At 69.7% G+C, this 15,863-nt stretch carries 16 protein-coding genes; 8 read left to right on the forward strand and 8 right to left on the reverse strand.

Translation table 11 applies throughout. The features are described 5' to 3' along the window. Positions 1-76 precede the first annotated feature (76 nt). From CLV49_RS10010 to CLV49_RS10035, 6 genes are all read left to right on the forward strand, one after another. Positions 77-1,783, forward strand: a complete 1,707-nt coding sequence (locus CLV49_RS10010) for an ABC transporter substrate-binding protein (RefSeq protein WP_106563418.1) — start codon at positions 77-79, stop codon at positions 1,781-1,783. Next, a complete protein-coding gene (locus CLV49_RS10015) occupies positions 1,780-2,760 on the forward strand; it encodes an ABC transporter permease (RefSeq protein WP_106563419.1) in 981 nt (326 codons plus the stop codon). The genes CLV49_RS10010 and CLV49_RS10015 overlap by 4 nt, the downstream gene beginning before the upstream one ends. Continuing rightward, positions 2,757-3,692, forward strand: coding sequence for an ABC transporter permease (locus CLV49_RS10020; protein ID WP_106563420.1), 936 nt, complete (start codon positions 2,757-2,759; stop codon positions 3,690-3,692). The genes CLV49_RS10015 and CLV49_RS10020 overlap by 4 nt, the downstream gene beginning before the upstream one ends. Beyond that, positions 3,689-5,413 carry an ABC transporter ATP-binding protein gene (locus CLV49_RS10025; protein WP_106563421.1) on the forward strand — a complete coding sequence of 575 codons (1,725 nt, stop codon included), beginning with the start codon at positions 3,689-3,691 and terminating at the stop codon, positions 5,411-5,413. Before CLV49_RS10020 ends, CLV49_RS10025 begins: the two co-directional genes overlap by 4 nt. Next, the gene (locus tag CLV49_RS10030) at positions 5,410-6,276 is read left to right on the forward strand and encodes an alpha/beta fold hydrolase (protein ID WP_106563422.1); all 867 of its coding nucleotides are present in this window, start codon (positions 5,410-5,412) and stop codon (positions 6,274-6,276) included. Before CLV49_RS10025 ends, CLV49_RS10030 begins: the two co-directional genes overlap by 4 nt. 120 nt (positions 6,277-6,396) lie before the next feature. Continuing rightward, positions 6,397-7,584: a glycoside hydrolase family 1 protein gene (locus CLV49_RS10035; protein WP_106563423.1), complete on the forward strand. Its 1,188-nt coding sequence runs from the start codon at positions 6,397-6,399 to the stop codon at positions 7,582-7,584. 94 nt (positions 7,585-7,678) lie between these two features. On the opposite strand, the gene CLV49_RS10040 is transcribed toward CLV49_RS10035, so the two are convergent. The 7 genes from CLV49_RS10040 to CLV49_RS10070 all read right to left on the reverse strand — a co-directional run bounded on the left by CLV49_RS10040 (position 7,679) and on the right by CLV49_RS10070 (position 14,412). After that, the gene (locus tag CLV49_RS10040) at positions 7,679-8,329 is read right to left on the reverse strand and encodes a response regulator transcription factor (protein ID WP_106565007.1); all 651 of its coding nucleotides are present in this window, start codon (positions 8,327-8,329) and stop codon (positions 7,679-7,681) included. 83 nt (positions 8,330-8,412) lie between these two features. Next, positions 8,413-9,786: a sensor histidine kinase gene (locus tag CLV49_RS10045; protein ID WP_106565008.1), complete on the reverse strand. Its 1,374-nt coding sequence runs from the start codon at positions 9,784-9,786 to the stop codon at positions 8,413-8,415. 195 nt (positions 9,787-9,981) lie between these two features. Beyond that, complete coding sequence (locus CLV49_RS10050; RefSeq protein ID WP_158261948.1) at positions 9,982-11,829, reverse strand: MOSC domain-containing protein; 1,848 nt, start codon at positions 11,827-11,829, stop codon at positions 9,982-9,984. Beyond that, entirely contained in the window at positions 11,826-12,506 is a 681-nt protein-coding gene (locus tag CLV49_RS10055) for a Fic/DOC family protein (protein ID WP_106563425.1), read from the reverse strand. The genes CLV49_RS10050 and CLV49_RS10055 overlap by 4 nt, the downstream gene beginning before the upstream one ends. Beyond that, a complete protein-coding gene (locus CLV49_RS10060) occupies positions 12,503-12,688 on the reverse strand; it encodes an antitoxin VbhA family protein (protein ID WP_106563426.1) in 186 nt (61 codons plus the stop codon). The genes CLV49_RS10055 and CLV49_RS10060 overlap by 4 nt, the downstream gene beginning before the upstream one ends. An 85-nt stretch (positions 12,689-12,773) precedes the next feature. Further along, positions 12,774-13,523 carry an SDR family NAD(P)-dependent oxidoreductase gene (locus tag CLV49_RS10065; RefSeq protein WP_106563427.1) on the reverse strand — a complete coding sequence of 250 codons (750 nt, stop codon included), beginning with the start codon at positions 13,521-13,523 and terminating at the stop codon, positions 12,774-12,776. A 37-nt stretch (positions 13,524-13,560) separates the two neighbouring features. Beyond that, positions 13,561-14,412 carry a fumarylacetoacetate hydrolase family protein gene (locus CLV49_RS10070; RefSeq protein ID WP_106563428.1) on the reverse strand — a complete coding sequence of 284 codons (852 nt, stop codon included), beginning with the start codon at positions 14,410-14,412 and terminating at the stop codon, positions 13,561-13,563. Between the two features lie 192 nt (positions 14,413-14,604). Between CLV49_RS10070 and CLV49_RS10075 the strand changes: the two genes are divergently transcribed. Next, positions 14,605-15,168, forward strand: a complete 564-nt coding sequence (locus tag CLV49_RS10075; protein WP_243696621.1) for a DUF2087 domain-containing protein — start codon at positions 14,605-14,607, stop codon at positions 15,166-15,168. Between the two features lie 146 nt (positions 15,169-15,314). Next, positions 15,315-15,584 (forward strand): hypothetical protein, encoded by a 270-nt coding sequence (locus CLV49_RS10080; protein ID WP_106563429.1) that lies wholly within the window; start codon positions 15,315-15,317, stop codon positions 15,582-15,584. A gap of 35 nt (positions 15,585-15,619) precedes the next feature. On the opposite strand, the gene CLV49_RS10085 is transcribed toward CLV49_RS10080, so the two are convergent. After that, positions 15,620-15,811, reverse strand: a complete 192-nt coding sequence (locus CLV49_RS10085; protein ID WP_106563430.1) for a hypothetical protein — start codon at positions 15,809-15,811, stop codon at positions 15,620-15,622. Positions 15,812-15,863: the final 52 nt, after the last annotated feature.

Genomic DNA, 15,863 nt, shown 5'->3' on the forward strand with positions numbered 1-15,863 from the left:
CACGGACGGATCCCCGTCCGGCGCAGCGCAGCCCCCGGACTGCCTCGTGACGACGACGACATGAGGATTCGACACCGTGTCACTCACTTCCCCCACCGCTCGCCCGCCCGGGTCGCAGCCACGGACCCGACGCTCCCTCCGGAGGCGCGCCCTCGCGGCGATCGCCGTCGGTGCGGCCGCCGTGCTCGTCGCGACCGGCTGCAGCATCCAGGTCACGTCCCAGCCGGATCCGACGATCCCCGACGACACGATGCTCATCAACGCGGACCGCGGCAACCCGCTGTTCGACCGCAACTTCAACCCGTACCTCACCAACACGCGCACCGCGTCGCGGTGGATGTACGAGCCGCTCATCATGATCAACCCGCTCGACAACGAGCAGACGCCGTGGCTCGCGAGCGAGTGGAGCCTGCCGGATCCCGCGACGATCGAGATGACGATCCGCGACGGCGTGGAGTGGAGCGACGGCGAGCCCCTCACGGCCGACGACGTCGCCTTCACCTTCGAGATGCTCAAGGAGTTCCCTGCCGTCGACATCAAGGGCGCGTGGCAGCACATCGAGTCGATCGACGTGGACGGCGACACCCTCACGTTCCACCTGCTCACGGACGACGTGCCGGCGCTCACGATCATCGGCGCGACCTACATCGTTCCCGAGCACATCTGGAAGGACGTCGACGACCCGGGCACCTGGCGCAACGAGAACCCCGTCGGTTCGGGTCCGTTCACCCTCGGCAACTACAACCAGCAGCAGTACTCGATGGACAAGAACGAGGACTACTGGCAGGCCGACAAGATCGAGATCGAGCACCTCATCCTCCCGGCCACGAACACGCAGCTCGACACCGTCACACGCGGTTACGACTGGGCGTACTCCTTCATCTCCGACGTCGAGGGCACGTGGGGAGCGGCCAGCGACGACAACGAGTGGTGGTTCCCCGCCGCCGGGATCATCGGCCTCATGCCGAATCACGATGTCGAACCCTTCGACGACGTCAACGTGCGCCGCGGGATCTCCCTCGCCCTCGAGCGCAGCTCGGTCGCCGAATCCGCGACGGAGGGCTACATGGAGCCGGCCGGACAGACGGGCCTCATCCTCCCCAACCAGGAGGATCAGCTCGACCCGTCGATCCCCGACCAGGGGATGATCGCGCAGGACACCGACGCGGCGCTCGCCGAGTTCGAGAAGTCCGGCTACACCCTGCAGGACGACCGGCTCATCGGGCCGGACGGCGAACAGTTCTCGTTCGCCCTGACGACCGCCAACGGCTACTCCGACTGGACCCGCGCGGCCCAGGAGGTTCAGCGCCAGCTCGGCGCCATCGGCATCGAGGTGACCCTCAACCTCCCGCAGCCGGCCGGATACCAGCAGGCGATCAGCAACGGCGACTACGAGGTCGCGATCGGCGGAATGGGCGGCGGCAACGCCTACCAGGCGTTCAACAGCCTCCTCTCGAGCGAGTTCTACGTGCCCGTCGGCGAGGCGACGCAGAACAACTTCGAGCGCTACCAGAACCCGCAGGCCGACGAGCTCCTCGCCGAGTTCAAGGCGGCCTCGGACCCCGACCGCCAGGTCGAGCTCAGCCAGCAGCTGCAGAACATCGTCTACGACGACCTGCCCGTGATCGGCCTGTACTACGGCGGATCGTGGGGACTGTTCAGCGATCGGAAGTTCACCGGCTGGCCGAGCGCAGAGGACCCGTACATGGCACCGCAGAACTACGACTCGGCGCCGCTGCTGATCTTCACGCGGCTCACGCTCGTGAAGGAGGACGACCAGTGAAATACATCGCCGGAAAGCTCGGTCTCTTCGTCCTCACCCTCTGGGCGGCCGTGACGCTCAACTTCTTCCTCCCGCGCCTCATGCCGGGTTCGCCGGCCGACGCCGCGATCGCGAAGCTGTCTCAGAACGGTCCCGTCACCGAGGCCACCCGCGCCGCGATCGAAGCCCAGCTCGGTGTGCCCGACGGCAGCCTGTGGGAGCAGTACGTGTCGTACCTCCGCCAGGTCGTCACCCTCGACTTCGGGGTCTCGTACACCTTCTACCCGCAGACGGTGTCGAGCATGGTGAGCACGGCGCTGCCGTACACGATCATCCTCGTGGGCATCGTCACGATCCTCGCCTTCGTCCTCGGCACGCTCATCGGCGTGGCCGCGGCGTGGAAGCGCGGGACGTGGCTCGACTCGCTCCCCACACTCGGCGGCAGCTTCATGAGCACCTTCCCGTACTTCTGGACGGCTCTCCTGCTTCTCTTCTTCCTCGGCTACGTGCTGCACTGGTTCCCGACGACGGGCGCCTATTCGGCCACGACGACCCCGGCGTTCTCGTTCGAGTTCCTCGGCGACGCGCTCATCCACGCGGCGCTCCCGGCGCTCACGATCCTGCTCACGAGCCTCGGCGGCTGGATCATCGGCATGCGAAACGCGATGATCAACACGCTCGGCGACGACTACGTGACGTTCGCCGAGGCGAACGGCCTCCGGGGCGGCACCGTCGCCATCCGGTACGCCGCGCGGAACGCGATCCTCCCGAACCTCACCGGTTTCGGTCTCGCGCTCGGCGGTGTCGTCGGTGGATCGATCCTCGTGGAGCAGGTGTTCGGCTATCCGGGCATCGGCTACCTGCTGTTCAACGCGGTGATCGGGCAGGATTACCCGCTCATGCAGGCCCTCTTCCTGATGATCACGGTGAGCGTGCTCATCGCCAACTTCCTCGTCGACATCCTGTACGGCGTACTCGACCCAAGGACCCGCCGATGACTTCAACGCAGAACGTCAGAATCCCCACGGACGGAGCAGCCGACGGCGCCGTGGCGGCACCCAGCCGCTGGCGCTCGTTCAGCCGGACACTCGGTGTCGTGTGGTCGAACGGCAAGGCCCGCGTGGGCATCATCCTCCTCGGGCTGTTCATGCTCGTGGCGATCTTCGCCCCGCTCCTCGCCCCGTACGACCCGAAGGACACCTCCTTCGACCGCAACCTCGACGCCACCGGGGCGCACTGGCTCGGCACGACGGCCGCCGGCGAGGACGTGCTCAGCCAGCTGATCTTCGGGGCGCGCATCTCGCTGCTCGTCGGTCTCGCGGCCGGCATCCTCTCGACGCTCATCGCCGTGGCGATCGGCCTCAGCTGGGGTTACCTCCGCGGATTCGCGAGCGAGGTCGTGGGCTTCATCGTCAACCTCTTCCTCGTGATCCCCGGCCTCCCGCTCATGATCGTGATCGCCGCGTACCTGCAGAACGGCGGCATCCTGATGATCATCGCGGTCATCGTGGTGACCGGCTGGGCGTGGGGTGCTCGTGTGCTCCGCAGCCAGACGCAGTCGCTCCGCGGTCGCGACTTCGTGACGGCTGCGCAGTTCTCGGGGGAGCGCGCTCCGCGCATCGTCTTCCGCGAGATCCTGCCCAACATGACCTCGCTCATCGTCGGGAGCCTCTTCGGCGCGGCGACGGCGGCGATTCTCGCGGAGGCCGGCCTCGAGTTCCTCGGCCTCGGAGACTCGAGCATCGTCAGCTGGGGCACGATGCTCTACTGGGCGCAGAACTCCAACGCGCTGCTCACCGGTCAGTGGGCGCTGCTCTTCGCCCCCGGTCTCTGCATCGCGCTCCTCGCACTCAGCCTCACGCTCATCAACTTCGGAGTGGACGCCGTGAGCAATCCGCGTCTGCGCGACGGGAAGGCCACGAAGAAATGACCTCCACCAACGACACCAGCGACGTCCTCCTCGACGTGCGCGACCTCTCCGTCGTCTACGAGAGCGCCGGCGCCCAGCCGGTCCAGGCCGTCGACCACGTGAGCTTCACGCTCAAGCGCGGCGAGTTCGTGGGCCTCGTGGGCGAGTCGGGCTCCGGCAAGTCCACGCTCGGCTTCGCGCTCACGCGACTCCAGAAGCCCCCGGCGCGCACGAACGGCGGCAACATCTTCTTCGACGGCTCCGACATCCGCGAGCTCGACACGGAGACGCTCCGGAAGCAGCGCCAGGGCGGGTTCGCGATGGTGCTGCAGTCGGGTATGAACGCGCTCAACCCGGTGCGCACGATCCGCAACCACTTCATGGACATCTTCCGCGCCCACGGCCACGTCGCGCAGGCGGACCGCGAGGCCAGGGCCGCCGAGCTCGTGCGCAAGGTCGAGCTCGACCCGTCGGTCCTCGCGCGCTACCCCGGGGAGCTCTCCGGCGGAATGCGGCAGCGCGTCTCGATCGCGCTCGCCCTGTCGCTCGAACCGCAGCTCATGGTGTTCGACGAGCCGACGACCGCGCTCGACGTGCTCGTGCAGCATGCGGTCATGGACACCATCCAGGCGCTCCAGAAGTCCGAGAACTTCACCGCGATCCTCATCAGCCACGACCTCGGCATCGTGCTCGAGGCCACCGAGCGCGTCCTCGTGATGCACGAGGGTCGGATCGTGGAGGACGGTAAGAGCCGCGACATCCTCGAGCGGCCGCAGGACGACTACACGCGCATGCTGCTGAGTCACTACGCCGACCCGCGCGCCGAGGTCGTCGAGCTGCCCGGGTTCCCCGATCGCCGCTCGCGCGTGGAGGCGGGCATCACACGTGCGCAGGCCGCGACGAGCGAGCCGACGGTGGCCACGCGCAGTGTGCGCTCCGCCGATTCCGCGATCGTCGTCGATCACGTCTCGAAGGTGTACCCGCCGCCGCGGCGCGGGGAGGAGCCCGTCCGCGCCCTCGACGACGTCTCCTTCACCCTCGAGCCGGGTCAGTCTCTCGCGCTCGTCGGTGCGTCGGGCAGCGGTAAGTCGACGCTCGCGAAGCTCATCACGGGCATCGAGAAGCCCACGCAGGGCGACGTGCGCTTCGGCGACGTCGACGTGACGCGGCTCCGCTCCAAGGGGCTCCGCGACCTGCGCAGCAACGTGCAGATGGTGTTCCAGGATCCGTATTCGGCGCTCAACCCCCTGCACACGGTCGAGTACACGCTGTCGCGTCCGATCCACAACATGACCGATCTGCGCGGCGACGACGCGCGGGCCCGGCTCCACGACCTGCTGAAGACCGTGGGCCTGACGCCGACGGAGACGTTCGCGCAGAAGCTCCCGCACCAGTTGTCGGGCGGGCAGCGGCAGCGCGTCGTCATCGCGCGAGCCCTCGCGAGCGACCCGCAGGTGCTCATCGCGGACGAACCCGTCTCGATGCTCGACGTGTCGCTGCGAGCCGGCGTGCTCGCACTCCTCGAGGACCTCCGCGAGAAGTGGGGGGTGAGCCTGCTCTACATCACCCACGACCTGCTGAGCGCGCGACTCGTGACGGACGACATCATGGTGCTGCACGACGGCAAGGTCGTCGAGCGGGGCGTCACGAGCGAGGTTCTGCGCAACCCGCAGGACGAGTACACCGTCCGCCTGCTCGACGCGGTTCCCAACCCGCGCCGCCTGCGCGAGGACGTCGCGTGACCGCGGAGATCGCGGGCGTCACGCCGATCGCGCATTTCGGCGGCATGCCGATGCGGCCGGGCAGCGATGCCTTCGCCCTCGCGGCCGCCGTCGGCGCGCTCACGGCGCTCCGCGCGCGCCCGAGCGGCGAGGCGCGCGGCATCGTCCTGTGGGTGCCCGGGTTCACGGGCTCGAAGGAGGACGCACACGAGATCCTGCCGCGCCTCGCGGATGCCGGATGGGATGCCTGGGCCTACAGCCAGCGGGGCCAGGCGGACTCCGCCCGACCGGCTGACGACGACTACTCGCTCGCCGCTCTCGCCGCAGACGCGATCGAGGTCGCACGCATCGTGGGAGACGGCGCGCCGGTCCACGTCATCGGCCACAGCCTGGGAGGCGTCGTCGCGCGAGCCGCGGTGATCCGGGAGCCGGGCGCGTTCGCGAGCCTCACCATGCTGTGCAGCGGGCCGAAGGGCTGGCCCGGTCGGCACGACTCCACGACGGAGACGGTCGCGCAGTCGGGGAGTCTCGGCCTCTGGCAGCGCGACAACCCCGAGAAGGTCGACGCGAGCGACGATGAGATCGGCGCCTTCGAGGCCTTCTTCCGTCATCGAGCCGCCGCGACGGCCGACGAGAACCTCCTGCAGGGCGCCGCGTTCCTGCGGTCGGAGGACGACACGACGGTCGAGCTCCGCGCAACGGGTGTCCCCGTCCTCGTGGCGCATGGCGAGCACGACGACAAGTGGCCGATCGACTGGCAGCGCGACATGGCCGAGAGACTCGGCGCCCGCTACGTCGTGATCCCTGGAGGCGCCCACTCGCCGCAGGCCGAGGCCCCGGAGGCCACCCTCGACGCCCTCACCTCCTTCTACGCCTCCCTCTAGCCCCCTCTCTCAAGACCCTCCCTCCGACCCCGCGAAGTGCGGACTCCGGTCCCCTTCCTGCCCGATCCGACGACCGATGTCCGCACTTCGCGGTGTGGAACGACCACGAAAGAGGTCCGCGTGAGCGACCAGCAGCCCCTCCAGTTCCCCGACGGTTTCCTCTGGGGAGCCGCGACGGCCGCCCACCAGGTCGAGGGTGGCAACGTCTCGAACGACTGGTGGCTCAAGGAGCACACGCCCGGCACGAGCATCGTCGAGCCATCCGGTGATGCCGTCGACCACTATCACCGCTACCGCGAGGACATGAAGATCCTGGCCGACGCCGGCCTCACGTCGTACCGCTTCAGCATCGAGTGGGCGCGCATCGAGCCGGAGCGGGGCTTCATCTCGCGCGCCGCGATCGACCACTACCGGCGCATGCGCGACACGGCCGCCGAGCTGGGACTCGAACCCGTCGTCTCGCTCCTGCACTTCACCGTGCCGCGGTGGATGTTCGAGGCCGGATTCTGGCGGAACCCCGAGGCCCCGGAGCTCTTCGAGCGCTTCGTCGAGACGGCCCTGCCGATCGTCTCGGAGGGCGTGCGGTACGTCTGCACGATCAACGAGCCGAACATCGCCGCGATGCTCGCGGGCGGGGAGGACGCCGCGAACCTGGTGGCCTACGGTCTGCCGAACCCCGACCTCGGCGTCGCCGACGCGCTGCTCGACTCCCACACACGCGCCCGCGGCGTGCTCTCGCAGCTGCCGCAGATCCAGTCCGGCTGGACCGTGGCCACGCAGGCGTTCCACTCCACCGGGGAACCCGGAGCCGACGAGAAGCTGCACGAGTACGGCCACCCGCGCGACGACTGGTACCTCGAGGCGTCGAGGGGCGACGACTTCGTGGGAGTGCAGGCGTACACCCGCACGTTCATCGGACCTGAGGGGCCGCTGCCCGTGGCCGAAGACGTCGAGACGACCCTCACAGGCTGGGAGTTCTTCCCGCCGGCGCTCGAACTCGGCGTGCGCAGCGCGTGGGAGCTGAGCGGCGGCGTGCCCGTGCTCGTCACGGAGAACGGCATCGCGACGAGCGACGACACGCGCCGCGTCGCGTACACCGACGGCGCCCTCCGCGGGCTCCACGCGGCGATGGCCGACGGGATCGACGTGCGCGGCTACCTCCACTGGAGCGCGCTCGACAACTACGAGTGGGCATCGGGCTTCCGCCCGACCTTCGGCCTCATCGGCGTTGACCGCGAGACCTTCGTCCGCCATCCGAAGCCGTCCCTCGCGTGGCTCGGAGAGGTCGCGCGCCGCAACGCCCTCTGACCCCCCCCCCGCACCGCCCTTTCCCCCTCCCATACCCCAAAAAGATCGCGATACAGCATCGGGTTTCGTGCTGTATCGCGATCTTTTTGGGGTGTTAGCGGTGGAGGTAGGCGACGACGGCGAGTACGCGGCGGTGGTCGGAGCCGGAGTCCTCGAGGCCGAGCTTCTGGAAGATCGACGTGACGTGCTTCTCCACGGCGCCCGTGCCCACGAAGAGGGCCGACGCGATCGCGACGTTGGTGCGCCCCTCCGCCATGAGCTCGAGCACGTCGCGCTCCCGCGCCGTGAGCGCTTCGAGCGGGTCGCGGCGTCGACCGAGGAGCTGCGAGACCACCTCCGGATCGAGCACCGTGCCACCCTCGGAGATCCGCTCGATCGCGTCTTCGAGCTCGGCGAGCGAGGACACCCGGTCCTTCAGGAGATAGCCGACGCCGCCGCGACCCGACCCGAGGAGTTCCCGGGCGTAGGCGACCTCCACGTACTGCGACAGCAGCAGGATCCCCACCGACGGGTGCTCGGTGCGCACCCGCAGAGCGGCCGTCACGCCCTCGTCGCGGAAGGTCGGCGGCATCCGCACGTCGAGCAGCACGATGTCCGCCTCGGTGTGCGTCAGCAGCTCGTGCAACTCCTCGCCGGAGCCCGCCGAGCCGACCACACGGTGCCCGGCCTCCTCGATGAGACGCACGAGCCCCTCGCGCAGGAGGACGGAGTCGTCCACGACGATCACGCGCAGTTCCTTCGTCATCCCCTCACCCTCCCACACGGGAGTGCGCCGTCCGCGCTCGGTCTTCCGTGCACGGACGGTGGACTCCGGTGCGCTGAGGCGACTCACGCGACCGGGGGGAGGGGGAGCGTCGCCGTCACCGTCGTGGGACCGCCGGCCGGGCTCCACACGTTGAGCCGTCCGCCCACACCCCGCACCCGCTCGTCGAGTCCGGCGAGACCGTGACCCGGCACCGTCTGCGCCCCTCCGCGGCCGTCGTCGCCCACGACGACCCGCAGCCACCGGGAGCCGTCGTCGCCCGGGACCACCTCGAGGAGGAGGGAGGCGAGTCGCGCACCCGAGTGCTTCGCGATGTTGGCCGCCGCCTCGCTCGCCACGAAGTACGCGGCACGTTCCACCTCGTCGGGGAGGACGGTGCCGGCCGGAAGAACGGCGCGCACGTCGACCGGCACGGTGCTGCGCGACGCGAGCGACTCGAGCGCGGCGACGAGTCCCCGGTCGAGCAGGATGGGCGGAGCGAATCCACGGGACAGGGCGCGCAGTTCGGCGAGGGCGTCGCGCGACTGGGCGGCGGCCTCGGCGAGCAGCGCGCGAGCGCGCTCCGGGTCGGTGTCCAACTGGCGCTCGGCGGCGGCGATGTCCATCTGCAGGCGCACGAGCCGCTGCTGCGGCCCGTCGTGGATGTCGCGCTCGAGCCGCCGGAGCGCCGTGCCCTCGGCGGCCGCCGCAGCCGTGCGGGTGGCCTGCGCTTCGGCGACGCGCTCGGCGAGGTCCTCGCTGCGGAACCGGGCGAGCATCAGCCTCGCGACGCCGTGGTGGGCGAGCGTGAGCCCGCGGGTCACGAACGGCAGCGTGACGAGGAAGACGAGGCCGATCGCGAGTTGCAGGACGATGTCGACGGCACGCGGGTCCGCGCCCGGGAACGTCTGCTCGATCCAGACCCAGTTGCCGCGGCGCCCGGGCAGGACCCAGGAGAGCAGCCCGCCGATCGCGCCGGACACCCACGCGATCGTGAGGCTCCACGTGACCGTACCGACGATCGGGTTCACGATCCCGGTGTGCACGAGATGCAACCAGGAGTGCGGGTCGGTGAACGGGCGGACGAGGTTCTTCCAGAAGCCCTCGGACGCGCGCACGGGCCAGCGCGGATCCTCGATCGGCGCCGTTCCCGCCCCGCGCAGACGCAGCAGCTCGAACGCCCCGAACCCGCGCCCCACGTAGAGAGCGGCGAAGAGGACGAAGATGCCGACGTAGATGATCACGGTCCCGAGTCCGAGGCTCACGAGGGCCCACGTGACGACGAGGCCGAAGATCACGACAGGGAGGGTGGGGAGGAGATAGCCGAGCTCGCGGGGCACGTTCGCCCAGAGGCGGCCGTAGGCGGCGATCACGCCCGGTCGTCGCCCATCGGCGGCCGCGGACGGCGTCTCCCCGGCCGGCTTCTCCGGCGGTCGGGCCGTGGTCGTTTCGGTGGTCATGGAATCTCCTCGGTTCGCGTCGGCCGAGGCGCTGCGCGCTTCTCGGGGCGACGGGAACAGATCCATCATCGCGGAAGAACACGGGCGGCTCGGCGGGATGACTCCAGCCTCTCGAGATCGGTCATCCGGCCCCATCAGGCGGCCTCCCGGCCCGGTCGGGGGTTACCCACCCTCTGCGCGGGGGCGCGGCCCCGGCTACGGCTCGTCGATCTCCACGTCGCCCACCGGCGCCGAGCAGCAGACGAGTACCGATCCGGTCGGCGGCGGAACGATCGGGTCGACGAGGTACTCGACCTCGCCGCTCACGAGGGTCCGGACGCACGTGCCGCACGCCCCCACCCGGCACCCGTTCGGCCAGTCCTGTCCGGCGCCCTCGACGGTATCGAGGATCGAGCCGGCGCCGGCGGTCCACGTGAACCTCCGACGGCCGGCCGTGATCCGGTGCGGTCCCTCGCTCGACGGCTCGCGCGGCGCGGTGAGTTCGGCGGTGGTGGGGGAGTAGAACACCTCGGCGTGCACGTGTTCCGTTGAGACCCCCGCCCCGTGGAGCACGGCGCGCACCTCGGACGTGAGGAGCGCGGGCCCGCACACGTAGACGTCGACGTCATCCGGATCGAGGTCGTCGATCGTGGACAGCACGTCCTCGGCGGAGGGGCGACCGACACGCGCACCGTCCGCTGTGGCGCCCTCGACCGAGCGGCTGAGGTGCAGTGACGCCCGGGCGTCCGGGAGCGACGAGCACGCGGCCGTTACCTCGTCCCAGAGCGCGAGATCGGCGGCGGTGCGCTCCACGTGCAGCACGCGCACGCGACGCGGGTCGGCGTCCGCCGCGAGCGCCCGCAGCATGGCGACCGACGGGGTGATGCCCGATCCGGCGCTCACGAGCACGACGTCCCTTTCCTCCGCACGATCGAGTGTGACGTCCCCGAACGGTCCGGTGACCACGAGGTCCGTCTCGGCGGTGAACCCGTCGTGCAATGCGCTCGAGATGCGGCCGTCGCGTCGGACGGTGATGCGGGCGCGGTCCGGGGCCGTCGCGGAGATCGTGTACGAACGCCAGCTGGGCGCGTGCTGGTCCGCGAGGTGCACCCGGAGGTGCTGACCGGGTCGCGCGGCGCCGAGGAGGCCGCTCGGATCCTCGATCCAGAAGCTCTCGGAGCGCGCACCGGCCGGTTCCCGCGACACGATGCGTCCCGTTCGTGGCCACTCCGCCTCGCCGACGACTGTGGGTGTCGCGACCGTCTCCGTGGCCGCCCCCGAGCGCGCCTCGTCGATCGGGACGATCACGTCGTCGGCACGCATCTCGCCTTCGGACACGACGCGCGCGTACACGCCGCAGTACATGTGACCGAAGCGGCTCGCGAGCAGCCCCGGCACGTTCAGGTCGGACACGCCGCGAACGGGATCGATCGTGGTCGCGCGGCAGCGATCGGTCGGCTGGAAGAACTCGAGCACCGCCGTCCCGATGCGGAAACGACGGCCGAGGAGGGCGAGCTCCCCCCACGCCGCGAGACCGTCGATGAGCACGTTCCCGCGGAATCGGCGGGGGTCGACGTGCTCACCCGCCGCCTCGGCGAGTGCACGCACGGTCGCGAGGTTGATGAACGACACGTGCGCATCCGGCCAGTCCCAGAGTCCCGTCGCGTCCGTGCGGATGAGGCGAGGGGAACCGAACGGCCCGGACGGGAGCGTGTCGCGGAGGAGCGTTCCGAGCGCGGAGTCGCTCCGTGTCGCGTCGCCGAGTGCCGCGCCGGCCGAGCGTCCGTCGGGCGCCGTGACCGTGAGGGTCGGTCGGTCTCCCTCGGCGTCGTCGAGCGCCATTCCGAACCGCACGATCTCCTCGTGGCGGGCGACGTGGAAGTAACCATCGCGCGAGTTCCAGGCCGCCGGATCATCGATCCGGACCCGCCCGTTCTCGATCGCATGGCTCCGATCCCAGCGCAGCCCGCGCCCCGGCTGGAGGGCGACCGCCGCGTCGGCGGTGACGCCGGGCAGCCCCTTCACGGGATAGCGGGTGATCGACGCGATCCGCGGTGCACTCATCGTGTCTCCCTCTCCTCGTCCATGGAACCGAGCGGGGTCGCCCCGAGATCGTGGGAGACGATCCGAGTGAAGATCTGACGGAGCGGTCCATCGTCGGAGTCGTTGCGCGCCACATGACATGCGTGATGCAACGCATCACGATCTACACCGTTCCAATCGATCGAATACCCTGCGGCCTCGACAAGATGGGAGAAGAACTCGCGCTGGGTTCGGCCGTTCCCTTCACGGAATGGATGTGCGAAGTTCAGGTAGTCGTAGAGGTAGGCGATCTCGGTGGGGAGGTCGTCGTCGCTAACAAGCCCCAGCCGATCGGTTTCTCTGATCCGCGCGGCCACGTGGAGAATGGGCCGCGTAATCTCTGCCGGAGGCATGAATGATTCACCACCGCCTTTGGCCAGTCCGACGGTGCGGAGTTGACCTGCCCACGCGTAGACGTCCTGAAAGAGTTGACGATGAATCGACAGGATGTGAGGGAGGTCGAACGTCCGGACGATCAGCTGGGGTCGCTCGCGGAGCTCGACGAGCCGGTACTCCACGAAGTCGTTCTCGGCGTCTCGGAGGTGGGCCTCAGAGGTGGCGCCGACGAGGTTCCGTAGGACGGAGGACCCGGACTCGATGAGGTACCCGTCCCAGCGCTCCGCGTGAGTGCCCTTCTCCCAGGGACGATCCGTTGTCACCCGATTCCGTATCGAGACCTGACCCGATGGCCGAGTTGTTCCACGTCGATCTCGCCGCGCACATAGGCGTCCTGGTCTCGGCGGGTCTCTTCGGTGCTCCGGGCTCCTTCGAGTTGTGAAGCCTGCCGAGCATCGGTTACCGACCGTGCGCGGCGGTCACGCTCTTCCGACGTAATGCTCATCGAGGCGTCCTTCCGTCTTCACTCGATTCTACCGGCGGGGTATGACAGTCCGCGGATGGCGCAGCCGGTCAGTGGGCTCTCTTGCTCAGGACGTGGGGCGCAGCCGGAGCTCCTGCATGCCGCCGTCCACGGCGAGGGTCACGCCCGTCGTGGAGCCGGAGCGCGGGCTCGCGAGGTAGGCGACGGCGCCCGCGACCTCGTCGGGCGAGACGAGCCGGCCGTGCGGCTGGCGCGCCTCGAGCGCCGCGCGCTCGGCTGCCGGATCGTCCGCCGAGTCCAGCAGGCGCCCGATCCACGGAGTGTCGGCGGTGCCGGGGCTCACGCAGTTGACGCGGATCCCCTCGCGCACGTGGTCCGCCGCCATCGCCCGGGTCAGCGCGAGGACGGCGCCCTTCGATGCGCTGTATAGGGCCCGCTGCGGGAGCCCGGCCGTCGCCCCGATCGACGACGTGTTCACGATCGCCGCGGACGGCGACTGCCGCAGATGCGGGAGGGCCGCGCGAGCCACGCGCGCCATCCCGATCACGTTGATGTCGAGCACCCGCGTCCACTCGTCGTCGTCGTTGTCCGCGACGGTGCCCTGGGCGCCGATGCCGGCGTTGTTCACCACGACGTCGAGGCGGCCGAGCTCCTGGACCACCCGGGACACCGCGGCACGCACCGAGGAGTCGTCCGACACGTCGGCGCGCACGGACAGGTGCCGTTCGTCGCGCGAGTCGGCGAGGTCGAGGACGGCGACGCGGGCCCCGTCGTCGGCCAGTCGAGCGGCGATCGCCGCCCCGAGGCCGGAGGCGCCGCCCGTGACGATGGCCACGAGTCCGTCGAAATCACCCATGATTCCCTGTTCCTTCCGTTCGAGTGGATCGCACGGCTCACGGAGCCGCGCTGAACTCCTGGCGCTGTCGGCCGAGCCCGTCGATCTCGATCTCCACGACGTCGCCCGGCCGGATGTACGGGAACCGGCCGGACAGGGCGACGCCCTCGGGGGTCCCCGTGAGGACGAGGTCGCCCGGCTCGAGTGTCATGTACTGGCTGAGGTGCCACACGATGTGGTCGACGCCGAAGATCTGGTCGGCCGTGGACGAGTCCTGCCGCGGCTCGCCGTTGACCCAGCTCCGCAACCGGAGGTTCTGGTAGTCGAGGTCCTCCGGCGTCACGAGCCACGGGCCGGTGGGGTTGAAGCCCGGCGCGATCTTGCCCTTCGACCACTGCCCGCCGGATTCCTCGAGTTGGAAGGTGCGCTCGGAGAGGTCGTTCGCGACCACGAACCCGGCGATGTGGGCGACGCTGTCGTCGGGGGAATCGAGGTAGCTCGCGCGCTTCCCGATGACGATGCCGAGCTCCACCTCCCAGTCGGTCTTCTCGCTGCGGCGGGGGATGTGGACGTGGTCGTTCGGTCCCACGACGGTGTTGGGCGTCTTGAGGAAGACCACGGGGATCTCGGGTGGCGCGGAGCCCGACTCGGCGGCGTGCGCCGCGTAGTTCATGCCGATGCACACGACGGCGCTCGGGCGCGCGATGGGGGCGCCGATGCGGAGGGAACCGGGGTCGGCGATCTCTTCGAGGGTCCCGTTCGCCCGCGCCTCGGCGGCCCGCGCGATCCCGTCGCTCGAGAGGAAGTCGCCGTCGATGTCGCGCGTGAGCGAAGAGAGGTCGAAGACGGCATCGCCGTCGATGAGCACGGGCTTCTCCGAGCCGAGGGGGCCGAGGCGGGCGAACTTCATCGGTGGGTCTCCTGTGGCTCGCGACGTCCCTGTCGACGCCGAGTGACTGAACATCTGAACTCTATCGCCCAGAATCGTGTTTTCGGGGCCATCGAGATGCCCTGAGAGCCCCTTGACACGGAAAGATCAGATGTTTACGGGGTTCCGTGAAAGGCTCAACGCGGTGTCGGAGCGGGGTACTAGCGTTGGTGTGTGAGCGAGAGCAGTCGATCGGAACGACGTCGGAACGAGTCGACGGGAGCGCGTCAGCGCGCCCACTCGGAGCTCAATGCGTGGCGCCGGATCGTGGGCATCCTCGCGAACGACGATGCCCGCGCGGTCTATGCGCGCATCGTGCTCGGAGAGGCGATCGACGAGGGGTCGACGGGCCTTCGTTCGCGTCGACTCGGACGACTGATCGCCGATCTCGTGGCGAGCGGCCTCGCGGAGGAGCGTGACGGAGTCCTCGTCGCGTCCGGCGAGATGTTCCGGGCCATGCTCGCGGCCGAGCCCGTGCAGCGCGCCACCGGCATCGATCGGTTCCTGCGCGACGGGCGCATCGACCAGTACCCCGCCTCCGCCGCCGAGCGGCGTGAGCTCCTCGAGTGGGTCGTGGCCGAGGCCTTCACACCGGGGGAGGAGCTCGACGAGCCCGCCGTGAACGCGCGGCTCGAGCCGTTCTCGTCCGACGTCGCCATCCTGCGGCGTCACCTCGTCGACCACGAGCTGCTCGAGCGCACGCCGTCCGGATCGTCCTACGCCGCCGTCGTGCGCTGACCGGCCGGTCCGGTCCCTGAGCGGCCGTCCGTCACCCCCCTCCGGTTCCGCTCCCTCGAAGTGGGGTCCGCGCGAGATGCCGGATCGCCGTCATCAACCATGGCCGATGCGCTCTCTCAGGGTGAGCAACCGAAAGGACGACACCCATGAACATCGCCATCGACGAGCACAGCGTCTGGACCACGGCCACGAAGGCCGACCGCCTCCTGAACCGCCTCCCCACCGAGCAGATCGCCCACCTCGGTGACGGCTTCGAGTGGGACATCACCGACGCGGACGTCGTCATCGCCCGCCGTTACCTCCTCGGAGCACGCGTCCAGGCGGTCGTCCTCGGTCGCGAGATCGCCAAGATGGTGGCTGCACCCGACGCGATCATCTCGGAGCACCCCGCGCTGCGTCAGCTCATCGCGGGCTGATCCTCCGCAGATGCCCGCGCGATCGAGCGTCCGGGTCAGGAGCGCGGAGGGCGCCGCGTCACGCGCCGCCACCAGGCGCTGAGGCGAGCCGTCTGCCTGTCGGTGAATTCGTTCGACAGCCCCTGCGTCTCCGCCGACTGATCGCCGCCGCGCATGATCGCCTCGATGGCGCGGTTCGCCCGCTCCTCCTGTTCGCGCCTCGCCTGAGCCCGCTCGTCCTCGTCCATCAGCACGAGCCTAGGCGCCGTCACGAGTCCGGGTGTGCCGAGCGCGGGTGGC

This window comes from Labedella gwakjiensis, assembly GCF_003014675.1.
In the GTDB taxonomy this organism is placed as follows: Bacteria; Actinomycetota; Actinomycetes; order Actinomycetales; family Microbacteriaceae; genus Labedella; species Labedella gwakjiensis.

Excerpts from the sequence above, each read along its gene's own strand:
- CLV49_RS10020 (WP_106563420.1), top strand. The coding sequence starts at position 2,757 with ATGACTTCAACGCAGAACGTCAGAATCCCCACGGACGGAGCAGCCGAC.
- CLV49_RS10025 (WP_106563421.1), top strand. The coding sequence starts at position 3,689 with ATGACCTCCACCAACGACACCAGCGACGTCCTCCTCGACGTGCGCGAC.
- CLV49_RS10040 (WP_106565007.1), bottom strand. The coding sequence starts at position 8,329 with ATGACGAAGGAACTGCGCGTGATCGTCGTGGACGACTCCGTCCTCCTG.
- CLV49_RS10045 (WP_106565008.1), bottom strand. The coding sequence starts at position 9,786 with ATGACCACCGAAACGACCACGGCCCGACCGCCGGAGAAGCCGGCCGGG.
- CLV49_RS10050 (WP_158261948.1), bottom strand. The coding sequence starts at position 11,829 with ATGAGTGCACCGCGGATCGCGTCGATCACCCGCTATCCCGTGAAGGGG.
- CLV49_RS10060 (WP_106563426.1), bottom strand. The coding sequence starts at position 12,688 with ATGAGCATTACGTCGGAAGAGCGTGACCGCCGCGCACGGTCGGTAACC.
- CLV49_RS10065 (WP_106563427.1), bottom strand. The coding sequence starts at position 13,523 with ATGGGTGATTTCGACGGACTCGTGGCCATCGTCACGGGCGGCGCCTCC.
- CLV49_RS10070 (WP_106563428.1), bottom strand. The coding sequence starts at position 14,412 with ATGAAGTTCGCCCGCCTCGGCCCCCTCGGCTCGGAGAAGCCCGTGCTC.
- CLV49_RS10080 (WP_106563429.1), top strand. The coding sequence starts at position 15,315 with ATGAACATCGCCATCGACGAGCACAGCGTCTGGACCACGGCCACGAAG.
- CLV49_RS10085 (WP_106563430.1), bottom strand. The coding sequence starts at position 15,811 with ATGGACGAGGACGAGCGGGCTCAGGCGAGGCGCGAACAGGAGGAGCGG.